Here is a 23,040-nt window from a genome sequence, read left to right as displayed (position 1 = left end):
TCGGACGAGACCCCCCACGCGGTTCACACCGCGGGAGGGAAGTCCGGGACGCACGGGGCGGGCGGCGCCGTCAGTCCCTGGCGGCGAGTGCCCTGAGCGCGATGTTGAGTTCGAGGACGTTCACCCGGGGCTCACCGATGAAGCCGAGGGTACGGCCGACGGTGTGCTCGTCGACGAGCCTGCGCACCCGGCCCACGGACAGTCCGTTCCGTGCCGCCACCCGGTGCACCTGGAGGTCGGCGTACTGCGGGGAGATGTCGGGGTCCAGTCCGGAGCCGGAGGAGGTGACCGCGTCGGCGGGGACCTGGGCGGGCTTGACGCGGTACCCGGCGGTGGAGTTGTCCTCGACGACTTTCGCCTTGGCCTCCTCGACCCACCTGACCAGCTCGGGACTGTCGGCGGAACGGTTGGTGGCGCCGGACAGGATCAGCTTGTACCGCGTGTTGACGGTGTTCTCTCCCAGGCCGCGGGCCGGCCGGGGCTGGAAGTAGTCGAGTCCGTAGTCCTGTTGGCCGATCAGCGCGGACCCGACCCCCCTGCCGTCCGCCCGGATCTGCGAACCGTCGGCCTTGTCCGGGAAGAACGCCTGGGCGATGCCCGTCACGGCCAGCGGATAGACGACACCCGTCAGCAGGGTCAGGACGAGCAGGGCCCGCAGGGCCGCGCCCAGCAGCCGGCCGGTGTTCACGAAGGAGTTGTTCATGGTGTTCAACCGATCCCGGGGATCAGGGAGATGAGCAGGTCGATGAGTTTGATGCCGACGAAGGGGGCGATCAGACCGCCGAGTCCGTAGACGGCGAGGTTGCGGCGCAGCAGCCGGTCGGCGCTCATCGGCCGGTACCGCACTCCGCGCAGCGCGAGCGGTACCAGGGCGATGATGATCAGCGCGTTGAAGACGACCGCCGAGAGGATCGCGGAGTCCGGCGAGGACAGCCGCATGATGTTGAGCCGGTCGAGGCCGGGGTACACGGCCGCGAACAGCGCCGGGATGATCGCGAAGTACTTCGCGACGTCGTTGGCGATGGAGAACGTGGTGAGCGCGCCCCGGGTGATGAGGAGCTGCTTGCCGATCTCGACGATCTCGATGAGTTTGGTCGGGTCGGAGTCGAGGTCGACCATGTTGCCGGCCTCCTTGGCGGCGGAGGTCCCGGTGTTCATCGCCACCCCGACGTCCGCCTGGGCCAGCGCGGGCGCGTCGTTGGTGCCGTCGCCGGTCATCGCAACGAGCTTGCCCCCGGCCTGCTCCCGTTCGATGAGGGCCATCTTGTCCTCGGGGGTGGCCTCGGCGAGGAAGTCGTCGACGCCCGCCTCGTCAGCGATCGCCTTCGCGGTCAGCGGGTTGTCGCCCGTGATCATGACGGTTCTGATGCCCATGCGGCGCAGCTCGTCGAACCGCTCCCGCATGCCCTCCTTGACGACGTCCTTGAGGTGGATGACGCCGAGGACGCGGGCGCCGTCGGTGTCCTCCGCGGCCACGAGCAGCGGAGTGCCTCCGGCCTTCGAGATCCGGTCGGCGACCGCGGGCGCGTCCTCGGCGACCGTGCCGCCGTGCTCCTCGACCCACCGGACGACCGAACCGGCCGCGCCCTTGCGGATCCTGAGCCCGTCCACGTCGACTCCGGACATCCGGGTCCGCGCGGTGAACTCGATCCAGTCGGCACCGACGAGTTCATCCTGCCGACGCTCGCGCAGCCCGTACTTCTCCTTCGCCAGTACGACGACGGAGCGGCCCTCGGGTGTCTCGTCCGCCAGCGACGACAGCTGAGCCGCGTGGGCGAGTTCGGCCTGCGTCACCCCGCTCACCGGTACGAACTCGGCCGCCCGACGGTTGCCGAGGGTGATGGTGCCGGTCTTGTCGAGCAGAAGCGTCGACACGTCACCGGCGGCCTCGACCGCGCGGCCGGACATCGCGAGGACGTTGCGCTGGACCAGCCGGTCCATGCCCGCGATGCCGATGGCGGACAGGAGCGCGCCGATGGTGGTCGGGATGAGGCAGACCAGCAGCGCCACCAGGACGACCATCGTGAGGTGGGTGCCCGCGTAGTCGGCGAACGGGGGCAGGGTCGCCACCGCGAGCAGGAACACGACGGTCAGCGAGGCCAGCAGGATGTTCAGGGCGATCTCGTTGGGTGTCTTCTGCCGGGCCGCACCCTCGACCAGGTTGATCATCCGGTCGATGAAGGTCTCGCCCGGCCTGGTGGTGATCCGGATGACGATCCGGTCCGAGAGCACCTTCGTGCCACCGGTCACCGCGCTGCGGTCACCGCCGGACTCCCGGATGACCGGGGCCGACTCACCGGTGATCGCCGACTCGTCGACGGAGGCCACGCCCTCCACGACGTCACCGTCGCCCGGGATGATGTCGCCGGCCTCGCAGACGACCAGGTCGCCGACCTTCAACTCGGTGCCGGGCACCCGCTCCTCCGACGAGCGCACCAACCTGCGCGCCACCGTGCCGGTCCTGGCCCTGCGGAGCGTGTCGGCCTGCGCCTTGCCGCGCCCCTCGGCGACCGCCTCCGCGAGGTTGGCGAACACGACGGTCAGCCACAGCCAGGCACTGATGGTCCAGCCGAACCAGTCCCCCGGGTCCCGGAAGGAGAACACCGTGGTCAGCACGGATCCGATCCACACCACGAACATCACGGGCGACGTGACCATCACGCGCGGGTCGAGCTTGCGGACGGCGTCCGGCAGTGCCTTCAGCAGCTGCCCGGGGGCGAAGAGGCCGGCACCGACGCGGCTCTCGGGGGCCCTGTGCCCGGCGGGCGCGTTCTGGTGCGGCGCGAGGGTGGGAGTGGACATCTCGTCGCTTTCCGTGCGGGTGGTCATGACGCCAGCCCCTCGGCCAGCGGGCCCAGCGCGAGTGCCGGGAAGTACGTCAGACCGGTGATGATGAGGATCGCGCCCACCAGCAACCCGGTGAACAGCGGCTTCTCGGTGCGCAGTGTGCCCGCGGTGACCGGCACCGGTGTCTGCTCGCCGAGTGATCCGGCCAGCGCGAGGACGAACACCATCGGCAGCAGACGGCCCAGCAGCATCGCCACACCGAGCATGGTGTTGAACCAGTCGGTGTTCGCGTTCAGGCCGGCGAACGCCGAGCCGTTGTTGTTGGCGGCGGAGGTGAACGCGTAGAGAACCTCGGAGAACCCGTGCGCACCGGAGTTGAGCATCGAGTGCGGCGGGGTGGGCAGCGCCATGGAGATCGCGGCGAGGACGAGCACCAGCGCCGGCGTGATGAGGAGGTAGCAGGCGGCGAGCTTGATCTCACGGGTGCCGATCTTCTTGCCCAGGTACTCGGGGGTTCGGCCCACCATCAGTCCGGCGATGAACACGGAGATCACCGCCATGATCAGCATGCCGTAGAGGCCGGAGCCGGTGCCGCCGGGCGCGATCTCGCCCAGCATCATGCCCAGCATGGTGACAGCGCCGCCGAGGCCGGTGAAGGAGGAGTGGAAGGAGTCCACCGCCCCGGTCGATGTCAGGGTCGTGGACACCGCGAAGATCGACGAGGAACCGACCCCGAACCGGACCTCCTTGCCCTCCATCGCCCCGCCCGCGATCTGCAACGCCGGTCCGTGGTGGGCGAATTCGGCCCACATCATCAGGGCGACGAAGCCGACCCAGATGGTGGCCATGGTCGCCAGGATCGCGTACCCCTGTCTCACCGAGCCGACCATCACACCGAAGGTCCGGGTCAGCGCGAACGGAATCACGAGCATCAGGAAGATCTCGAAGAGGTTGGTGAACGGCGTCGGATTCTCGAACGGATGGGCGGAGTTGGCGTTGAAGTAGCCACCGCCGTTGGTGCCCAGCTCCTTGATCGCCTCCTGCGAGGCGACCGCGCCCCCGTTCCACTGCTGCGAACCGCCCATGAACTGTCCGACCTCGTGGATGCCGGAGAAGTTCTGGATCGCCCCGCACGCGACGAGCACGATCGCCGCGACCAGCGCACCCGGCACCAGGATCCTCAGCGTGCCGCGCACCAGGTCGGCCCAGAAGTTGCCGAGTTCACCGGTACGCGAGCGGGCGAATCCTCGTACGAGCGCCACCGCCACGGCGATGCCGACGGCCGCCGACACGAAGTTCTGCACGGCGAGACCGGCTGTCTGCACGAGCGGCCCCATGGTCTGCTCGCCGTAGTAAGACTGCCAGTTGGTGTTGGTCACGAAGGACACCGCCGTGCCGAACGACTGTGCCGGGTCGACCGAGTCGAAGCCGAGCGAGCCGGGCAGCACGCCCTGCAGCCGCTGGAGGAGGTAGAGGAAGAGGACGCCGACCGCGGAGAAGGCGAGGACACCGCGCAGATACGCGGGCCAGCGCATCTCGGTGTCGGGGTCGGCGCCGACGCACCGGTAGACCCACGTCTCGACCCTCCCGTGCCGGTCGGAGGAGTAGACCCGGGCCATGTAGGTGCCGAGGGGGACGTAGGCGAGCGCGAGCGCCGCCATGAGGGCCAGCAACTGGAGGATGCCGGCGAGTACAGGACCCATGAGGCTCTCAGAACCTCTCCGGGAAGAGCAGGGCGAGGACGAGATAGCCCAGCAGGGAGACGGCCACGACGAGGCCGACGACGTTCTCGACGGTCACAGCCGGGTCACCCCCTTGGCGATGAGAGCCACCAGCGCGAACACCGCGACCGTGACGACGACGAAGGCCATGTCGGCCATCGCGAACTCCTAGAACGGGAAGGGATGCGAAAGAGAACCGGACACGTCGAGGGAACCTCCCCGACGGCCGGAATCGGCTGTCCTTGACACATCCCTGACGGCGATGCCGCCGGCTTTGACGGACCTCTGACGCACCCCCCGCGCGCTCCTCCCGGACGCCTGCGCGCCCCCTGACGCCTCGCGCGCCCCTCCCGCTCGCCGCACGCGCATGCCCCGAACACCGCCGCGCACCTCGCGCGCAATGCCCCACGCGCCACCGTGCGTGCCCGCTCGGCGCGCCGCCGCAGGCGGGGCACCGGCCGACGAAGACCTTAACGAGGTCTTGACGCCCGGGCCCGTTCCCCATGGCCTGGGGCATCACCCGTTGCCTACGCTGATGCGGCGAGAGCGTCCCGCGGGCCGACCACGCGCCGGACCGCATTCATCTGACCGCATTCGTTGACGCAGAGCGCGCCCCGCCTCGTAGTTGAGTCGTTTCAAAAGCAGAACGTTCCACAAGACCCTCAGTGAGGAACTGACATGAGCCCCTCTCCCAGGGCCACCGTGGCCCGGCGGGTCATCCCGTCTGTAGGTCCGCGCCGTTCCAGACGAAACGGGCGCTGGTGACCGCGTCGTCGTGCGCGTCCGTGAGGAGTTGGTGGACGGCGATGCCGGGCAGCTCGCCGTAGGTGCACCACTCGTGGTCGGAGGTGACCATCAGGTCCAGGTCGAGTGCGGTGAGCAGGGCGAAGACCTGTCCGCGGTTGACGGTGTCGACGCCGACGAAGACCTCGTCCAGCAGGATCGGCCGGGGCGCCAGGGGTACCGCCTCGTAGTGCGCGGCGACGGCGGCGAACAGCGGCAGGTGCAGGGCGATGGCCTTCTCGCCGCCGGAGAGCGCGCCGTGCAGCTTCTTCGTCAGCGGCTGCCAGCCGGCGCCGCCGGCCCGGTCGAGCCGCACGGTGAAGCGGTGCCAGGCGGTGTAGTCGAGCACCTCGGCGAGCTGCTCCTCCCAGGTCGCGGCCGTGTCGCTGCCCTCGGCCTCCCCGATACGGGCGCGGAGGAAGGCGTGCAGGGCCTCCCGGTCGGACTCGGTGACCCGGCCGGGGTCCTTCAGCAGCAGCTGCCGGGCTGTGCGGGTGCTGTCCGGGAGGTCCGGCCGGACGTCCCAGACGAGCTGTACGGCCACGTCGGACGCGGTACGGACCCGCTCCAGGTGCCCGTTCATGCGGTCGACGAGTTCGCCGGCCCGGCGGATGCGGACCGCGAGGTGACGGCCGATGTCGCCGGTGAGGATCTGGTCGAACAGGCGCCGCTCGCCGCCGGTGATGTCCTCACGGCTGGTGTCGCGCTGCCGGGCGAGCGTGCCGAGCAGGCCCGTCGCCCCCATCCGTACGCCGTCCAGGTCGGCGGTGAAGATCTGGACGTCGTCGTCGGGTTCCAGGTCCAGGTCGGCCCGGGCACCCAGGCACCGGCGCGCCTCGTGGACCGCCTCCGAGAGGCGGGTCGCCGCGTCACCCAGGTCGCGCGGAGTGTGCGGGATCGCGGGCCACTTCGCCACGACGGCACGGGCCGCCTCCAGGATGCCCCTGGTGCCGTCCCCGGCCTCCGGTTCGCGTGCGATACCGGCTTCCGGTGCGGGGGCGAGGTCGGGATCCGATTCGGGGGCGAAACCGGGATCCCGTTCCGGTGTGAAACCGGCGTCCTCGGCCAGCCCGGCCAGGCACAGGTGCCGGAGCCGATGCGCCGCGCGGTCCCGGAGCAGGACGGCCTGCTCGCGTCGTGCGGCGTCCCGTCCGCCGACGGCCCGCAGCCCGCCGACACGGCCCTCCAGCCGGAGCAGGAGATCTGTCGCCCGGGCGGCCGCCTCCCGGCAGCGGCGCAGTTCCTCGCGCGCCTCGGCGACCCGTGCGACGACCTGCCGGTGGTCCGCGGCGGCCGTGCCCTCCACCGCCTCCACGCGGGCCCGCAGCCCCGCCGCCTCCGCCTCGGCGGCCGTCGCGTCCTCGGCCTGCTCGTCGGCTGCCCGCCGCGAGCGGTCCGCCCGCTCGGCCGACCGCCGGGCCGTGCCGGCCGCGGCGTCCGCGGTGAGGCGGGCGTCCACCCAGCCGTCGGCGGTGTCCAGGAACTCGTCGAGATCGGCGGCGAGCGCCCGCAGCCGGCCGCGATCGGTGGGCAGCGCGTGTTCCGCGGCCCGGCGGGTGAGCGTGCGCAGGGCGGCGGCCACCTCGTCCTCGCAGCGCGCCAGCCGCCCGGCGGCATCGCGTACGGCGTCGTCGCGGGCCGCCACCGCCTCCTCGGCCCGGTCCCGGTCGCGGCGCCGCGCGTCGAGTTCCCCGTGGTCGGGGCGGGCGGCGCGGTCGGCGTCCAGCCGGGCCCGGCGGGCGGCGAGGTCGCGCGAACGGTCGTCGAGCGCGGCGAGGGAGGCGTTCGTCCGGGCGATGCCGTCGCTGAGCTCGGCGATCGCGCGCTGCCGGGCCCGCTGCCGGGCGGCGGCACCGATGTAGGCCGGTTCCGGCTTGCTCCAGGAGCCGGTGGCCAGAGCGAGACGCCAGGCACCCTGGGCGGACACGGCCGCGGCGTGGCCGTCGGGCAGGCCGGCTCCGAACGCGACACCGGCGAGGATCCTGGTCACGGTGTCGACGGGGACCGGGATGCCGTCCTCTGGCCTCAGCACCGCCAGCAGGCTGGGCCCCGGGGCGGCGACGGCCAGGGCGGAATCGGCGCGGCTGTCATGACCCGGCAGCGTGATCCCTCCGTAGGGGCCCACCCAGGCGTCCAGGAGGCCCGACGCCTCCAGCGCGGCCTCCACCGCGGCCTGGACGGGCGTCGGGACGCCGTCGCGGAAGGCGATGAGCCGCCACAGGGGTGCACCGGCGGTCGCCGTGCGGACGGTCGTGCGGGTGGACGGGGCCGGGGGCGGCAGATCGGCGCCGCCGCTGAGCCGCTGCACCTCCTCCACGAGCCTGCCCCGCTCGTCCCACAGGCCAGGACGGGCGGCCCGTGCGGCAGCCTCCGCCGTCGCGATCTCCCGTTCCGGCGGGCGCACGGCCGCTTCGACCAGGGCCGTCACCTCGGACTCGCTCGCCGCTCTCGCCGCGAGTTCCCCGGGGTCGGCGATCCGCAGTTCCGTACAGCTCCCGGCCCAGGCGAGCAGCCGTTCTCCCTGTGCGGCCAGGGCGTCGTCCCAGGCTCCGGCGGCCTCGTCCCGCCGGGTGACCGCCTCCGCGAGCCGGGCCCGGGCTCCGTCCAGCAGATCCTCCGCGGCGCCCCGGTCGCGTACCGCGCGATCGTGTTCGTCCATCGCCGCGGTGACGACGGCGAGCTGCTGCCGTCGGCCGGTGACGGCGCCCCGCAACAGCCGGCGGGCCTGCCGGACCGTGCTCTCGCCCGCCGGGAGGCCGACGCCGGAGCTCTCCGGCGCCTTTCCGTCGTCCGCGGCCCGCCGAGGGGCGCCGGCGGCGAGGAGGGAGTCCGCCTCGTGGAACACGGACTCCAGGCCGGCCGCCCGGGCCGATCCGCGAGCCGCCTCGGCGGCTTCGCGCGCGTGTCCGTCGAGGGTGCGGGCCCGGCCCGCCGCCTCGTCGGCGTGCCGGCGGTCCTGCTCGGCCCCCGCACGAGCGGTCCGGGCGAGAGCGCGCTGCCGCGCGGCGGCCGCCGCCGTGTCCTCGGTGCGGCGGCGGAGCCGGTCCAGCTCCTCGCCCCGCTGGTAGGCCTCGCTCTCCCGCAGGCCCTCGACGGTCTCCTCCAGGGCGCGTGCGCGCAGCTCCTGCTCCTCGCGCAGGGCCCGGGCCGACTCGCGTTGCGCGAGGGCCTGTTCGACCTCGCCCGCGCTCTGCCGGGCGGCGCGGGTGAGGTCGTCCAGCTCGGTGGTGGCCGAGATCAGCGCGGCCGCACCGGCACGCAGGACCCGTCGCGCGTAGGCCCGCTGCCGTGTGGCGACGGTCTCGGCGGCCGCCACCTCGGCGTCGAGCCGTCGGAGGTGTTCGCGCTGACGGTCCAGCTGTTCGAAGCCCTCGGCGAGTTCGGCGATCTCGCCCTCGCCCAGCGGCGGCAGGGCTCGGGACAGCAGGGCGGAGAGCAGCGACGGGTCGAGGCGTTCGGACAGCTTGGGCTGGCGCAGCTGGAGCAGGGCGGACAGCAGCGACTCGTAGCGCTGCTCCCCCATCCCGGGGAACAGCGCACGGCGTACGGCGGTGCGGTGGTCGGTGGCCGAGGCATGGACGTCGCCCCGGTCTCCCAGGGCTTCGCGGAGGGCGGCGCGGGTCAGCGGCTGTCCCGCCTCGTTGACGAGGAGCACGCCGTCGGGGTGGGCGATCCGGGCGCCGGTGGTGAAGTAGTCGGCGTGCACGTCGGTGGTGTGCACGCTCGCCTGCAGACGGGCCCCGCAGCCGAAGAATCGCTCGGTGCCGTCGTCGTCGACGCGGCGGAACTCCATCCAGACGTACCCGACGCGGGTCTTGCCGGTGGCGCCCTCGCCGAGCAGGTTCCAGTGCATGGTGCGCTCCGCACCGCCGAACGTGGAGAGGCGGTTGGGGCGGAGGCTGGCGTCGAAGAGGAAGGGCAGCAGCAGTTCGAGGGCCTTGGACTTGCCCGAGCCGTTCTGGCCGCGCAGCAGCAGGCGGCCCTGGTGGAAGGTGAACGTCTCGTCGTAGTAGCGCCAGACGTTGAGGATGCCCGCGCGGTGCGGCTGCCAGCGGCTGCCGGGTGTCCGCGCCGCTCGCGCCGGTGTGCGCGCGGGCTCGGTGGCCTCGGGCCGCCGAAGCAGGGGAAGCTCTGTCAGGCTCACTGCTCGTCTTCCTCGGTTGCTTTCTCTGACTTCTCTGTTTCCGGTGCGCCTGGTGCGCCTGGTGCGCCCGGTGCCGAATGCGTCGTCCCCGTCAGGCGGTAGCGGTGTGCGGCCGGGCGCGCGTGGACGCGGGTGCCGGCCCGGTGGGCCAGACCCATGTCGCACAGCACGCCCACGGCCTCGTCGGACAGGCGGACCCCGCCGTCCTCGGACCGGTAGGCCCTGGCCCAGCGGGGGAAGCGGCGCAGCAGGTCGGCGCCGGCCTCGGCGAGCTGCTCGGGCAGGAGCCCGGCGGGCGCGGCGCACAGGGGTTCCAGGAGGAGCAGCGCGGCGACCCGGGCGGTGGAGGTGTCGTCGGGGAAGCGGACGTCGGTGGCCAGCGCGTCCGGGTCGACGAGCAGGAAGCCCTCGGCGCGGTCCTCCAGGAGGAAGCCGGCCTGTTCGGCCGAGCGGCGCAGGGTCTGACGCCCGGCCAGGGAGGTGACGTAGGCCAGTTCGTCGTCGGTGAGGTCCGACCGGTACAGGACCGGGTCGTCGAAGAGACGGCGCAGCACCGAGTGCCGCAGCCGCAGAGTGCGCCGGGCGTCCGTGCCGGCCGGCTCCGCGTGCTCGTCGTCGGCCGTGCCGTCGCCGGTGACCGGGTCGCCGTGGTGGCCTTCGCGCACCAGCCCCGTGAGGAGTTCACCGAACCGGGCGGGCATCTCGTCAGGGGGGACGGCGAGGCGGGAGGCGCCGACGGGCGCCGCGGGCAGGCGCAGCAGCAGCGTGGTGTCCACGCGGTAGAGGACCTTGGCCTCCGGGGACGCGACGTACGCCTCGGTCGTCCCGTCCGTCGCGCGCAGCACGTCGTACGACTCCAGCAGCCTCAGCACGTCCACGAGCGCCGTCCGCTCCGCGCGGTGGGCCGGGTCGAACGCGGGCAGGGCCGGGTCGGCGGCCGTGGCCCGGACGACACGGTCGGCGAGCATGCCGAGGGTCGTCGTCGGCGTCGACAGCAGCTCGGCCGCGGTCACGCACAGCAGCACATAGCGCCGGCGGTCGAACGGGGCCCGGCCCGCACGCGCCGTGCGCGCCGGGCGGGAGCCGTCCGGGTCGGCGCGGACCTTGGCGAGGCGGGCGTATCCGCGGCGCGGTTCCACCACCAGGCTCCAGCCGCAGGTGTGGTCGAACCAGCGGGTCAGCGGCTCGCGGCGGCGACGTACCAGGTCGAAGCCGGCCGGGTCGGAGGTCTCGGTGAGCAGGGGGCGGGCGAGCAGGAGGCGGACGGCGCGGGAGACCTCCTCCCGTTCGGCGGCGGCCAGTTGGTTGGCGAGGGTGCTCATCCGGCCGTCCCCCGGGGGGCGGACGAGGGGCCGGCGGGCGAGGCGGCCACCGACGCCCTGGGGGACGGTGGCAGGGGGTCGGGGGCCGGCGGCGGTCCGGGGTGGGTGCCTCGCGGCGGCGGTGCGGTCCGCCCGGGCCGTACCGAGGGCGGGGCCCAGGGCTGTCGGGCAGGTGCCGGTTGTGCCGGCCGCGGGGCCGGTGGTGTGGCGGCCGCGGCGGCCTCCGTGATGTGGACGACGTAGTCCGGTCCGGCGAGCGTGCCCTTCGCCGTGCGCAGCAGGGCGGTGCCGCCGTCGGGGTGCGGGGCCAGGGCGATCTCCACCCGGCCGTCGCCCGTGGTGGCGCGCCGCAGTCCGGCCGTGTCCGGGCGGGCGGACAGGGCGCGGCCGAGCAGGTCCAGCAGGTGGTCGAAGACCGCGGGTTCCAGCTCGCCGAAGGCGGACAGCCGCACCGGACCGCGGGTCTCCAACGTGCGCCGGGCGAGGGCGAGTTCGGCCCGTTCCTCGCGGGCCCGTTCGGCACGCCGCGCCCTGACCGCCGCGACGTCGCGCACCCTGGCCGTCCGGGTGAAGCGCTCCGTGCGCCCGCTGGTCCGCAGGAGCGCCGACACCTCCACGGGCGGGGTCTCGGCCCAGGACCGGGACGAGGGGATCAGTTCCGGGTCGGGGTGGGCGAGGTGCGCGTGGCGTGCCGGGCCGAGCCCGAAGGCCGCCGACCACAGCCGGTGCAGGTCCTCCTCCGCCGGGGCGGCGGCGAACCAGCGCGCCAGTTCCCGGAAGTCCTGCGCGGCGCCAAAGGAGGGGCGGCGCGACTCGTTGATCCGCTCCAGGGCCCCCAGCAGCGAGACGATGGCCCGGCGGGCGATGTCGTGCAGCTGCTCGATCCGGGGCCGTGCCCCGTCCTGCGGCCAGAACCACGACCGCAGCCCCGCCCACCGGGCGCGGCGGCTCTCCAGCCAGCCGGCCGCGGGGTCCTGACCGGCCATCGGCGGCAGGTCGGCCCCGCGCAGCGCCCGCTCGCGCAGGCCGGCGCTTCCCCGTTCCTCGACCCGGGCCACGGCGGCGGCGACCTTCTGTCCGCGCCGGTCGAGGTCGACCAGGAACTCCTGGAGGTAGGCGACGGTGGCGGCCTTGACCTCGCGGAACACCTCCGGGTCGGCACGCTCCGCGCGCAACAGCCGCTGCAGTTCGCCGTTGAACGCCCTGGTGTTGTCCACCAGGGCCTCCTGGTGCCCCTCCAGCTCGCGCAGCGCGGTGAAGATCCGGCGGTCGGCCGAGGCGGGTTCGCCGGACAGGTGGCACAGTTCGTCCAGCCGGTCGGCGATCGCCTCCAGCACGGCCGTCTGCAACGCCCCCGTGGAGGAGAGGACCTCCAGCGCGTGCCGGACTCCGGCGAGGGCGGCCTCGCCCCGGCGGGTCAGCGAGTACCGCGGGGTGCGCCGCTCGTGCTGCTCGGCCGTGCGGGGGTGTTCCGCGTGGTCGTGCACGACGTCCAGCAGCTCCCACCGCACGAGTCTGACCAATGTCTCGTGCAGTTCCTCGTCCTCGACGGTCGCCGCCCGGCCCGTCCCGCGCAGCCACTCACGGACCGCGTCCGGCCCGAGCGCCGTCTCCAACTGCTCGCCGGCCGCGCCGAAGGCGTCCAGGACCGCCCCGTCCAGATCGGAGCGCTCCCCCGTCGTGAACCGGAACATCTCGGGTGGAACCCTGCGCACGCCCGTCGTCCTTCCCCACCGCCTCGCCGGCATCCGGATCCCCACCGTAGAGGGCGGCACGGTCAATCAGAAACGAGCGTCCGGCAGCGGTTTCATCCGGCGGGCTGCGGCCGGTCCCGGTGCGCGGACCGGGGGCGCGGGAGGCCGGGGCCGTCCCCGCGCTGTACGTCGCCGCCGACGCCACCCTCGACTGACTCCAGCACCGACAACGGCGCGACCTGGAAGGTCGTCAACGTCGTCCGGTCGCGCCCGGTGGCTGGCAGGGCGGCAGCGCGGGCGCGGTCGGGCAGAGCATCGCCAGGCGAACACGTACAAGCAGGTGGCCCTGTGGGAGCGGTACCTGATGGTGCGCAAGAACAAGCTCGTCTGTTTCTACTCCGACGAGAACGACTATGTCGGCTTCGACCCGGCCACCGGAAAGGCACGTCGGTGGCACGTCACCACCAAGTCCGACGGCGGTGTGACCCTGCTCAACAAGTCGGGCGGCCGGGCGGCGTCCGTCTGGACGGGCAACGCGACGGCCGGACAGCGGATCGGCCAGTGGGTCGACGACAGCGCCACGGGCACGTGGAACGTCATCCAGTCCGCGAACGGTCACGTCAAGCTGCAGTCGGCCAAGAACAAGAGCCTGTGCTGACCGGCGCGTCCCCCGACGCACCCCTCACCCTGCAGAACGCGACCACGGACGGCTCCCAGGGCGCTCGTTCCCTAGCGGGATCACGGGGCGACCCGAGGGCGCGCGCTCCGTACGACGGAGCCCGCGCCCTCCGGCACGTGCGCCCCGGGGGCGGGCGGCGTCCCGCTCTACCCGGCGGCCGCCCACGTCTGGAGCACGGTGAAGTCGGCGGGGGTCATCCCCACCTCGGACGCGACGCGGTGCAGGAGGGCCCGTCCCGGATGGTGGCGTGCCACCCAGGCGCGGTCGAGGCCGGTGATCTCGTCGTCGACCCAGATGAACGGGCGCCCGGCCGCCTCCCGGACGAGGGCGCGGGTCTTCCAGTGCAGCAGATCGGCGTTGTCCTCCTCCGGGCACTCCGGCAGGTCCACGACGGGGAGCGCCGGCAGTCCGAGCAGCGGGGCTATCACCTCGTTGGCGTCGTCCATCCACGCGGTGGCCCACATCAGCTCGCAGGGCAGCCGCAGCAGGCGGGGGCCGTGGGTGAGGTCGATCCTCGCCAGCTGGGGATTGGACGTGTGCTGCCAGGCGACCCACTCCTCGGGCGCCGAGGGGAGCCGCCCGCCGCCGTAGGGCAGGAGTGTTCCGTCGACGTCCAGGAAGAGCAGCGGGCGTCCCCCGCCGCCGGTCATGTCTCCCACCGCAGCAGGTCCCCCGGCTGGCATTCGAGCACCTCGCAGAGCGCGGCGAGGGTGGTGAAGCGGACCGCCTTGGCCCGGCCGTTCTTGAGCACCGCCAGATTGGCGGGGGTGATCCCCACGCGTTCCGAGAGCTCGCCCACGGACATCTTCCGTTTCGCCAGCATCACGTCGATGTCGACGGCGATCGGCATCAGATCACCTCGGCCAGCTCGGCCCGCAGATGCGTGGCCTCGATGTCGCGGGTGACGGCCTTGGCGAGCAGCATGCGCAGGACGAGGACGATGAGCGCCATCCCCAGCACCGCGAGGGACACGCCGCCCAGCAGGAGCACGACGCCCGGGGCCACGGCCTCGCCGGGCGCGAGGACCACGCCGAGCGCGAACACCAGGACCGCCGCCGCCACCATCGCGCCGATCACCCCGTGCACGTACCGGAAGGCGGCGTGGGAGAAGACCGTGTCCCGCCGGACCATCGTCACCAGCCGCCACACGCAGACCAGCACGACCTGGACCGTCACCACCCCCAGGACCACGATCACGAGGACCGGCGTGCGCACGTGCGCCACTTCCGCGTCGAGCCCGTCCAGATCCGCGGCCAGCAGAGGCACCATCACCCCCTGCACCAACAGCGAACCGACGAACAGCCCCACGATCACGGCACGCAACGCCAGCACCGTCAGCTTCCCCATGACACCCTCCCACGACCGAGCAACGATAGGAATCTATCGAAAATCGATACCTCTGGCAAGCGGTCGGCCTCTGCTGACACCCATCGGAGGGGGCTCGGTGACGGACGGGACCAGCGGGTACGACGCCACGCACATCGAGGTGCTGGAGGGACGGGAGGCCATCCGGAAGCGGCCCGGTATGTACGTCGGCTCGACCGGCGAACGGGACCTGCACCAGACGGTGTTCGACGCCGTCGACCGGGCCGTGGCCGAGGTGCTGGCCGGCCGCGCCCGGCCCGTCGGACTCGCCCTCACGCGGGACGGTGGCGACGGGTGGCCGATGACGGGCCGGGCCTCCCGGTCGCGGCGGGCCACGCCGGCGGCCCCTGTCTCGAAGACCTGTTCACGGGGACGGCCCCGGGAGGCGGACGGACCATCGCCACACCGTCCTCCTGAGCCTCTTCGGCATCGGCCCGTGCGTCACGCGATCGTCGACCGGATCGTCCACGGCCCGCGTGAGCATGTGATCGAAGACCCCGCCCGAACGGGCGGTGCCATGATCGAGGATGAGCCAGAGCGCGGACGACGGACATACGGATGCCGGACACACGGACGACGGATATCTCCTCGACACTTCGCCAGCAGCTCGGCGGCCGTCCGGACGCCCAGCTCCTGGAGGTCGGCGTCGATGTCGGCCTGGTCGGGCGCGGTCGCCGAGTGCCGGGGCTGACCGACGTACGGGCCGGCGCCTACTTCCCCGTCTCCGGCCCGGCCTGCTCGGCGCTGGAGGCGGCCACCGTGCGGCAGGTCCGCGACCGGCTGGTGGCCGGGGGCCACGCGACACCCGCAGAGATCGACACTCACCTCGCCCACGTCGCGGCGGGCGATCTGGAGCTCGCGACCTCCCCGATGGTCTCGGCCTGGGGACGCAGGCCGGTGCCGTCTGGGTACCGGCACACCGACGACTGAGTACGGGCACTCAGGATCGGTGCGGCAGGCGCGACCGAGGATGGGGTCCTGCCTCGTCAAGCCCGGGAGACCTCATGTTCAGCCGCCTCGCCGATGTCCTCGTCCCCGCCGTCGGACGCCTCACGGTGACCGTCGACGCCGGTACCGCGGTGGCGCCGGGCAGCATCGTCGTCGCCAACCACACCTCGCTCGCCGATCCCGCCGTCGTGCTCGCCGCGCTGCACCGTCTCGGCGTCCAGCCGGTCGCCCTGGGCGCCGCGGGCCTGTGGCGCATCCCCCTGCTCGGCCGCGCGCTCTCCCGCGAGGGGTACGTGCCCGTGTACCGGGGCGACCCGCGCGCCGCCGACGCGCTCGACCTCGCCGCCGCCGCGCTGGAGAGCGGGCGGACGGTCCTCATCTACGCCGAGGGCGGGATCCCCTCGCGCCCGGACTCCGCCGAGGCCGCGCCCCGGACCTTCCGCAGCGGCCTGGCCCGCCTCGCCGCACGGACCGGTGCGCCCGTCGTCCCGGTCGGCCAGGCCGGCGCCCGCCGGATCACGTCCGGAAGCACGGCCAAGCAGCTCGCGGGACTGGTCACCGCCCCGCTGCGCCGCCCGGACCTGCACGTCCACGTCGGCACACCGCTCACCCTCACCGGCGGCCACACCGCGGACACCCGGCAGGCGCATGCCGCGGTGACGGCCGCCTGGCGCACGGCGGCCGCCCACCTCGGCGAACCGGCCGCGCTCGCCGCCTGACGGACGCGCCGGGCCTCACGCCCCCCGGTCCGGCCGACCGAGCGCGGCCGTACCCCCCTCCACCCACACCCGCAGACGAGAGGGGCGTACGGCGTCCATGTGCACGGTGTTGACGGCCCGGGCGGTACGGCGGGCCCCGGCCTCCGGCTCCGCGGTGTTGGTGTTGACGTCGAAGCGGGGGAAGTTGCTGGAGGAGACGTCGAGCCGGATGCGGTGGCCGGCGCCGAAGCGGTTCGCCGTGTCGGGGGCGGTGACCTCGACCTCGTAGACCTCCCCCGGGACGAGTGACTCCGGCTCCTCGTAGGAGCGGTGGAAGCGGCAGCGGACGATGCCGTCGGTGAGGTTCATCGCGAAGCCGTGCGGATAGTCGGCGTTGGGCGGGTGGACGTCGATCAGCTTGACGGTGAAGTCGGTGTCGGGGGCGGTCGTGGAGATGTACAGCCTCGCCGACACCGGTCCGGCGAGCACCACGTCCCGCTCCAGCGGCGGGGTGCTCAGGCTGATCACGTCGGGGCGGGAGTCCAGTGGCAGGTACGGCGCACGGGCCCCGTAGACCCGGGCGTCCGGGGCGTTCTGGTCGTAGGCGCCGCCCGTCATCACCGGCTCGCCCGAGGTGACCTGTCCGCCCAGCGTGGGCACCGGGTCGCGTGGGTCGAAGTCATAGCTCACCGACGCGGCCGCGGTGGCGGGCGGGCTCGTGGTGAGGACGCCCTCCGCCGTCAGGTAGAGCGCGACGGGGGCCGTCGACGCCGGCGGCCAGCGGGTGTCGGTGCGCCACGTGCCGCCGTGCCGCATCCGTCCCGCCGCGTCCCGCAGCCCGTCCCCGCCGCCCATCAGGAAGTACCGGACGACGGGCAGGTCATCGTCGCCGTCGGCGGTCGCCCCCCGTCCCAGCGCCCGGTCGAACCAGCGGCGGCGGAACTCCAGGTACGACGGGGCCAGGTTGCCGTCGAGGGTCGCCCGCGGGCCGAAGTCCACGTCTCCCGCGTACGTCTCGCAACGGTGCCCGTGCGTCCAGGGGCCCATGACCAGGTGGGCGGGAGCCCTCTTCAGTCTCCGCAGGGCGGTGAAGTTCTCGATAGTGGAACGGACGTAGGGGTCGTACCAGCTGCCCATGTGCAGGCTCGGCGCGTCCGGGAACCGCTCGTAGAAGCCCCGCCCGTAGAGCGCCGGGTTGCGGTAGTAGTCGCCGAAGGCGTCCTGGCGCCACTGCTCCAGGAGGTAGTCCTCGTAGGCCGACAGATGCCGCAACGGGGTGCAGCCCGGCCGCCACGGCATCGCTCCGAACCAGCCCGGCACGTCCACCTTCTGCAGGTGCTCGGACAGCACCGGATCCGCCGCCGCCTCCGGGCTCCGCAGGGCCTGCCGCAGTGCCCACGTGACCTGCTTCAGCTCGAAGGCCCCGCCCATCCGCATCCCCGCGTCGTAGGCGCACGAGAGGCCGCCCGAGTCCTGGAACATGGCGTCCGGGCCGGCCGTGCCCTCGGCCGCCGCGGCCGCCTGGACGTGGGCGGAGTAGGACACCCCCGTCATCACCACCCGGCCGTCGCACCACGGCTGGTCCCTGAGCCAGGCGATCGTGTCCACCCCGTCCGGGCCCTCGCCCAGGTACTTCACGAACGTGCCGCCGGAGTCGCCCCGGCCCCGGCAGTCCTGTCGTACGACGTGGTAGCGGGCCTCGGTGAAATGCCGGGCGATCTCCTCGGGCCGCGGCACGGGCGCACCGGCCCGGTCCTGGTCCGAGCCGCGCGGTGTGCGCCGGCCGTACGGGGTGCGTTCGAGGAGGACGGGGAGAGCCGGGAGCGCCGTCGTCTCCGGCTCGGCGGAGGCGGAGTACAGGTCGGCGACGAGCCGGACGCCGTCCCGCATGGGGATGCGCAGAACGCGGCGCCACAGGGCGCCGCCGCGCAGGCGTTCGGGGCGGGGGGTGAGGGAGGTGTCATACCGGGTCACGACCGTGACGCTAGGCAGGGGCCCGGACCATGGCGATCACTTGACCCCATCCGGTCAAGTGTTCCGCCGGACGGTGACGCGACCGGCCACGGGACCTACTGTGCAGCGCAACCGGGCAGCGCCCCGCGTGCCCTCCACGGCGGGTCCTGCGCGGCTCCGGACCCCCCTCGCACCCTCGCGGCGCCGCCGCGCCGTGCCCTCGTTCCCGCCCACACCCTTCCCTCCGTTCCCGTCCCGTCCGCACAGGAGGCCGCCATGAGAACACCCGACAGCCGCGCCGAGGAGGTGCGGGACACCGAGACCGGCGTGGGGAGCCGTGGCTCCCGGCTCCTGGACCTGGTCGAGCGCGCGGGCAACGCCCTGCCGCACCCGTTCTGGCTGTTCTGGATCCTGGGCGCGCTCGTCGCCTTCGCCAGCTGGGCACTCGACGCCTCCGGCCTGCGGGTCGAGGACCCCGCGTCGGGTGACCCGGTCGGCGTGCGCAGCGCCCTGTCGGCGGACGCCGTCCGGGACCTGGTCGCCGGGGCGCAGGACTCCTTCGTCACCTTCGGCCCGCTCGGCACGGTGCTGATGGTGATGCTGGGGGTCGCGGTGGCCGAGCGGTCGGGGCTGTTCGAGGCGCTGGCCCGCCGTCTGCTGTCGGGGCTCTCCCCGCGGTCGGTGGTCCTCGGTGTCGCCCTGGGCGGCGTGCTCGGCAAGTTCCTGTCGGACTCGGCGTACGTGGTCCTCATCCCGCTCGGCGCGGTGGCCTTCCGGGCGGTGGGCCGCTCGCCCATGCTCGGCATGATCGTCGCGTTCGTCTCCATCAACGCCGCCGGTGACGCCAATCCGCTGATCGCGCCCGGCGACGCGCTGTACGCGGCCGTGGCCACCGAGGCCGCACGGCTCGTCGACAAGGACGTGGTGGTCCGCGCGACGGACAACATGTACTTCACCACCGTCTCCGCGTTCGTGCTGGCCGGCACCATCGCCCTGGTCGTGGACAGGTTCCTCGCCCGGCGCGAGCACCATCTGACGCCCGACGCGGACCTGGAGGCCGTCGCGGCCCGGCAGGTGGTCGCCGCCCACGTCGACGACACCACCGAACTGCGCGCCCTGCGGGCGACCGGGCTGGCCGTGCTCGGCTACGCCACGCTGCTCGTGCTCGCGATGCTGCCCGCCTCGTCACCGCTGCGAGGCGAGGGGGGCGCGATCGTGGAGTCCACGTTCATGAACGCCATCGCCGTCTTCCTCACCGTGTTCTTCCTGCTCGTCGGCGCCGTGTACGGACGGCTCACCGGGCAGATCCGGGGCAGCCGCGCGATACCGGAGTTCATGGCGGAGGGTGTGCGCTCCATCGCGCCGCTGCTGGTGCTGTTCTTCGCCGTGTCCCAGTTCCTCGCCCTGTTCCGGTGGACGAACATCGCCACGGTCGTCGCGGTCGAGGGCGCCGACTTCCTCAGGGGGCTGGGCGCGCCCACCCTGCTGCTGTTCGCCCTGCTGATCGTCACGGTCGCGTCGATGAACCTGGTCATCACCTCCGGCTCCGCCCTGTGGACCCTGGTCGCCCCCGCCCTGGTGCCGATGCTGATGCTGCTGGGCACCAGCCCGGCCACCACCATGGCGCTCTACCGCATCGCCGACTCCTGCACGAACTCGATCACGCCCATGAGCACGTCGTTCATGCTCTGCGTCGGCTATCTGCAGACCCTGCGCCGCAAGGCCGGCATCGGCACCCTGGTCTCCTTCACCCTGCCGATCGCCATGGTCATGCTGGTGGTGTGGACGCTGCTGTTCTTCGCCTGGTACGCGCTGGGGGTGCCGCTCGGTCCGGGCGCCCCGGTGCGGTGACGCCCGCCGTACGCTGACAGCGTGAGCATCGTCCTCGACCTCGGAGGGCTCGGCCCCGCGGACCTCGCGGTCGGGCCTTCCGCTCTGTCGGAACTGATGGCGAGCCTGCACGTCCTCGCCGAACCGGAGCACCACCCCGAGGCCGCCGCCTGGACGGCCCGCGCCGCCGCGGCCGAGCCCGGCCTGTACGACGAGCTGTCCGTCTTCGCGCCCCTGTGGGCCCGCTACCGCTGCCGCCTGTTCTTTCCCCGCACACTGCCGCCGACGGCGGATCTGGAGCAGGAACTGGCGGCGGTCGCGGAGCTGCCGGCGGAGGACGTCCTGCGGCTGGTGGCACCGGGCGTCCTCGGCACCAACGCGCAGCCCGTACCGACGGCCCGCGGACTGCGCCCCGGCACTCCGGAGGCGGAGGACTACGTACGCCGCTGCCGGCGCCGCTCACACGCCCGCGGGGAGTTGGCGCGTCAGCTGGTGGAGGCGCCGCTGGAACTGCGGGACCGGCTGCTGACGGTGGTACGGGCGGCCGACACCGCGTTCTTCGCCGAGGACTGGCGCACGCTGCGGCCGGCCCTGGAGGAGCACGCCCGGACCGTCCGGCGCCGGCTGGCGGCGCGTTCGCCCGCCGAGGTGCTCACCGAGCTGCTGCCGACGGCGGCGCGGGTCGGGCCCGGGGAGCGGGTCCGGCTGGACAAGCTCCAGATCGACGAGGTGAAGGTGGCCCCGCGCGCCCTCGTCCTGGTGCCGTCCGCCCGGGTGTGGCCGCATCTGACGATCAAGAACGAGCGCGGGTCGTGCGTGGTGGTGCAGTACGCGGCGCGCGGCACCACACCGTCCGGGGAACTGACCTTGCGGGACCTCCACGACCGGCTGATGGCACTGAACTCGCCGGCCCGCATGGAGCTGTGCCGCCATCTGCTGGGCGAGCCCATCACCACCTCGGAACTCGCCGCCCGACTCGGCTCCACCGAACCCCAGGTCTCCCGCGCCCTGCGCACCCTGCGCGACGCGGGCCTGGTGCGCTCCACCCGGGACGGCAAGCTGGTACGCCACCGGCTCGCCACGGATGTCGTCCAACGCCTCGGCCACGACGTCCTGGCGACCGTGGCACGGTGAGACGTTCTCCCGCGCGCCCCGGCGTCCGGGTCCTATTTCGGTGGCCGTGCGCTCGGGCCCGTTGTTAGGGTCGGCCCATGAGTTACGTCTTCTACATCTGACCGGGCCACCGCGCTCCGCCCCCTCGCCCGTGTGACCGCACGGGCCTGCAGGGCCGGGAGCCGCGCATACGCCCGCGACCCCGCTCCGCCTAGCGCCGGGCCGGGTCGTTCGTCAGAGACGGTGCGCTCCCCCTGTGATCCCAGGGGTGAGGTGTGCCTCCTTCCGGAGGAGAAGACGTGACTGCCCCTGCCCTGCCCGCCCGTGACCGGGCTCAGCTGACCTGCGCCGGTGTCCGTGTCGACCGCGGTGGCCGTACCGTGCTGTTCGACGTCGGGATGACGGTGTCCCCCGGATCGCGCTGGGGCGTGGTCGGGGAGAACGGACGCGGCAAGTCGACCCTGCTGCACGTCCTGGCCGGAGCGCTGGCCCCCGACGAGGGGGAGGTCCACCGGGTCGGCACGCTCGCGCTCGCCGAACAGGAGATGCCGGCACGGGACGGGCGCACGGTCGGCGACGTCGTCGACGAGCACCTCGCCGACGCCCGTGCCGCGCTGCGGCGTCTCGACGACGCGGCGGCCGCCCTGGCCGGGGAACGGCCCGAAGCGGCCGATGAGTACGCCGCCGCGCTGGAGGCCGCGCAGGCGCTCGACGCCTGGGACGCCGACCGCCGCGTCGACGTCGCCCTCGCCGGACTCGACGCGGTCCGCGACCGCGGCCGCCGGCTCGCCGGCCTGTCCGTCGGTCAGCGCTACCGCGTCCGGCTGGCCTGCCTGCTGGGCGCCGAGTACGACTTCCTGCTGCTGGACGAGCCGACCAACCACCTCGACCTGTCGGGGCTGGAGTTCCTGACGGCCCGGCTGCGCGCCCACGGCGGAGGCGTGGTCGTGGTCAGCCACGACCGGGCGCTGCTGACGGACGTGGCGACCACGGTCCTCGACCTCGACCCCACCCGCGACGGCAGTCCGCGGGTCCACGGCGGCGGGTACGCCGGCTACCGCGAGGGCCGGGAGGCCGAACTCGTGCGCTGGGAGGCCGAGTACGAGCAGCAGCGGACGGAACAGGCCCGTCTCGCGCAGGCCCTGTCGGAGGCGCAGAACCGGCTGAGCACGGGCTGGCGTCCGGACAAGGGCACCGCCAGGCACCAACGCGCCACCCGGGCCGGCGCCCTGGCCCGTTCCGTGCACCGCCGCCAGGAACAGCTGGAACGTCACGAGGTCACCGCCCCCGTACCGCCGCGGCGCTTCCGCATGCCCGAACTCCCCACCCGGTCCGGCGTCCCGCTGCTGCGCGCGCACGAGGTGAGCGTGGTCGGCCGGCTGCGTCGGCCGACCACCCTGGCGATGGCGTCCGGCGACCGGCTGGCCGTCACCGGAGCGAACGGGGCCGGCAAGTCCACCCTCCTGTCCGTGCTGGCCGGGCAGGTGGCGCCCTCCACGGGCCGGGTGCACCGGGCGCGCGCGGTACGGCTGCGTCTGCTGGGGCAGGAGTCGCCGCACACGACCCGGCAACGGGCGCGGGACCTCTACGAGGCGCACCTCGCGCGGCTGGTGAGCGCCGGGGTCCTCAAGGAGGACGAGGCCGTGGGGCTCGGGACGCTGGGTCTGCTCGGCACCCGCGACGAGGCGAAACCGGTGGCGGAGCTGTCGACGGGGCAGCAGCGCCGTCTCGATCTCGCCCTGGCACTGGCCGCCCGACCGCACGTCCTGTTGTTGGACGAGCCGACCAACCATCTCTCCATCGCCCTCGTCGACGAACTCACCGACGCCCTGCACGCCACCGGAGCGGCCGTCGTCGTCGCCACGCACGACCGTCAGCTGCGACGCGACATCCACTCCTGGCCGCATCTCGCGCTGCCCCCGCAGGAGGCGACGCTCAGCCGGGCGCCGGGCGGCCGGTGAGCGTGGCTTTCGAAGAGGCTCCCCTCCTCGGGGCGTACGGCA

16 protein-coding genes and 1 pseudogene are annotated in these 23,040 nt (G+C 73.4%); 6 read left to right on the top strand and 11 right to left on the bottom strand.

All coding sequences use genetic code 11. The features are described from left to right. Window positions 1-70: 70 nt before the first annotated feature. The 7 genes from ACFU5F_RS31630 to ACFU5F_RS31600 form a co-directional block, all read right to left on the bottom strand. On the bottom strand, window positions 71-703 hold the full coding sequence (locus tag ACFU5F_RS31630) for a potassium-transporting ATPase subunit C (protein WP_383894643.1): 633 nt from the start codon (window positions 701-703) through the stop codon (window positions 71-73). Window positions 704-708: 5 nt separating this feature from the next. Next, window positions 709-2,829, bottom strand: coding sequence for a potassium-transporting ATPase subunit KdpB (gene kdpB / locus ACFU5F_RS31625; RefSeq protein WP_383894640.1), 2,121 nt, complete (start codon window positions 2,827-2,829; stop codon window positions 709-711). Next, window positions 2,826-4,490 (bottom strand): potassium-transporting ATPase subunit KdpA, encoded by a 1,665-nt coding sequence (gene kdpA / locus ACFU5F_RS31620; RefSeq protein WP_383894636.1) that lies wholly within the window; start codon window positions 4,488-4,490, stop codon window positions 2,826-2,828. Before kdpA ends, kdpB begins: the two co-directional genes overlap by 4 nt. 7 nt (window positions 4,491-4,497) lie before the next feature. Further along, window positions 4,498-4,587 (bottom strand): K(+)-transporting ATPase subunit F, encoded by a 90-nt coding sequence (gene kdpF / locus ACFU5F_RS31615; protein ID WP_032746149.1) that lies wholly within the window; start codon window positions 4,585-4,587, stop codon window positions 4,498-4,500. 636 nt (window positions 4,588-5,223) lie between these two features. Then, the gene (locus tag ACFU5F_RS31610; protein WP_383894633.1) at window positions 5,224-9,435 is read right to left on the bottom strand and encodes a TIGR02680 family protein; all 4,212 of its coding nucleotides are present in this window, start codon (window positions 9,433-9,435) and stop codon (window positions 5,224-5,226) included. Further along, window positions 9,432-10,757 carry a TIGR02678 family protein gene (locus ACFU5F_RS31605; protein ID WP_383894630.1) on the bottom strand — a complete coding sequence of 442 codons (1,326 nt, stop codon included), beginning with the start codon at window positions 10,755-10,757 and terminating at the stop codon, window positions 9,432-9,434. The genes ACFU5F_RS31610 and ACFU5F_RS31605 overlap by 4 nt, the downstream gene beginning before the upstream one ends. Beyond that, window positions 10,754-12,451, bottom strand: a complete 1,698-nt coding sequence (locus tag ACFU5F_RS31600; RefSeq protein WP_383894666.1) for a TIGR02677 family protein — start codon at window positions 12,449-12,451, stop codon at window positions 10,754-10,756. Before ACFU5F_RS31600 ends, ACFU5F_RS31605 begins: the two co-directional genes overlap by 4 nt. A gap of 364 nt (window positions 12,452-12,815) precedes the next feature. Here ACFU5F_RS31600 and ACFU5F_RS31595 point away from each other — a divergent pair, with 364 nt between their 5' ends. Then, entirely contained in the window at window positions 12,816-13,109 is a 294-nt protein-coding gene (locus ACFU5F_RS31595; protein WP_383894627.1) for an RICIN domain-containing protein, read from the top strand. Window positions 13,110-13,276: 167 nt separating this feature from the next. Here the strand turns inward: ACFU5F_RS31595 and ACFU5F_RS31590 are convergent, their stop codons facing one another. Genes ACFU5F_RS31590 through ACFU5F_RS31580 form a run of 3 tightly spaced genes read right to left on the bottom strand, consistent with a single transcriptional unit; the run spans window position 13,277 to window position 14,477 of the window. Next, window positions 13,277-13,780 carry a hypothetical protein gene (locus ACFU5F_RS31590; RefSeq protein WP_383894624.1) on the bottom strand — a complete coding sequence of 168 codons (504 nt, stop codon included), beginning with the start codon at window positions 13,778-13,780 and terminating at the stop codon, window positions 13,277-13,279. Beyond that, window positions 13,777-13,980, bottom strand: coding sequence for a helix-turn-helix domain-containing protein (locus ACFU5F_RS31585; RefSeq protein WP_383894621.1), 204 nt, complete (start codon window positions 13,978-13,980; stop codon window positions 13,777-13,779). Before ACFU5F_RS31585 ends, ACFU5F_RS31590 begins: the two co-directional genes overlap by 4 nt. Beyond that, window positions 13,980-14,477 carry a DUF2975 domain-containing protein gene (locus ACFU5F_RS31580; RefSeq protein WP_383894618.1) on the bottom strand — a complete coding sequence of 166 codons (498 nt, stop codon included), beginning with the start codon at window positions 14,475-14,477 and terminating at the stop codon, window positions 13,980-13,982. The genes ACFU5F_RS31585 and ACFU5F_RS31580 overlap by 1 nt, the downstream gene beginning before the upstream one ends. A gap of 693 nt (window positions 14,478-15,170) precedes the next feature. Here ACFU5F_RS31580 and ACFU5F_RS31575 point away from each other — a divergent pair. Continuing rightward, a pseudogene (locus ACFU5F_RS31575) lies at window positions 15,171-15,425 on the top strand (SAM-dependent methyltransferase); the annotation flags it as partial. A 74-nt stretch (window positions 15,426-15,499) separates the two neighbouring features. Beyond that, on the top strand, window positions 15,500-16,162 hold the full coding sequence (locus tag ACFU5F_RS31570; protein ID WP_383894616.1) for a lysophospholipid acyltransferase family protein: 663 nt from the start codon (window positions 15,500-15,502) through the stop codon (window positions 16,160-16,162). A gap of 15 nt (window positions 16,163-16,177) precedes the next feature. On the opposite strand, the gene ACFU5F_RS31565 is transcribed toward ACFU5F_RS31570, so the two are convergent. Then, a complete protein-coding gene (locus ACFU5F_RS31565) occupies window positions 16,178-18,115 on the bottom strand; it encodes a CocE/NonD family hydrolase (protein ID WP_383894613.1) in 1,938 nt (645 codons plus the stop codon). Between the two features lie 255 nt (window positions 18,116-18,370). Between ACFU5F_RS31565 and ACFU5F_RS31560 the strand changes: the two genes are divergently transcribed. From ACFU5F_RS31560 to ACFU5F_RS31550, 3 genes are all read left to right on the top strand, one after another. Beyond that, window positions 18,371-19,945: an AbgT family transporter gene (locus tag ACFU5F_RS31560; RefSeq protein ID WP_383894610.1), complete on the top strand. Its 1,575-nt coding sequence runs from the start codon at window positions 18,371-18,373 to the stop codon at window positions 19,943-19,945. 21 nt (window positions 19,946-19,966) lie between these two features. After that, entirely contained in the window at window positions 19,967-21,058 is a 1,092-nt protein-coding gene (locus tag ACFU5F_RS31555; RefSeq protein ID WP_383894607.1) for a DUF5937 family protein, read from the top strand. Window positions 21,059-21,336: 278 nt separating this feature from the next. Then, window positions 21,337-22,998 carry an ATP-binding cassette domain-containing protein gene (locus tag ACFU5F_RS31550; RefSeq protein ID WP_383894604.1) on the top strand — a complete coding sequence of 554 codons (1,662 nt, stop codon included), beginning with the start codon at window positions 21,337-21,339 and terminating at the stop codon, window positions 22,996-22,998. Window positions 22,999-23,040 lie beyond the last annotated feature (42 nt).

Source organism: Streptomyces sp. NPDC057438 (assembly GCF_042802995.1).
In the GTDB taxonomy this organism is placed as follows: domain Bacteria; phylum Actinomycetota; class Actinomycetes; order Streptomycetales; family Streptomycetaceae; genus Streptomyces.
This window is presented reverse-complemented; position numbering and strand designations above follow the sequence as displayed.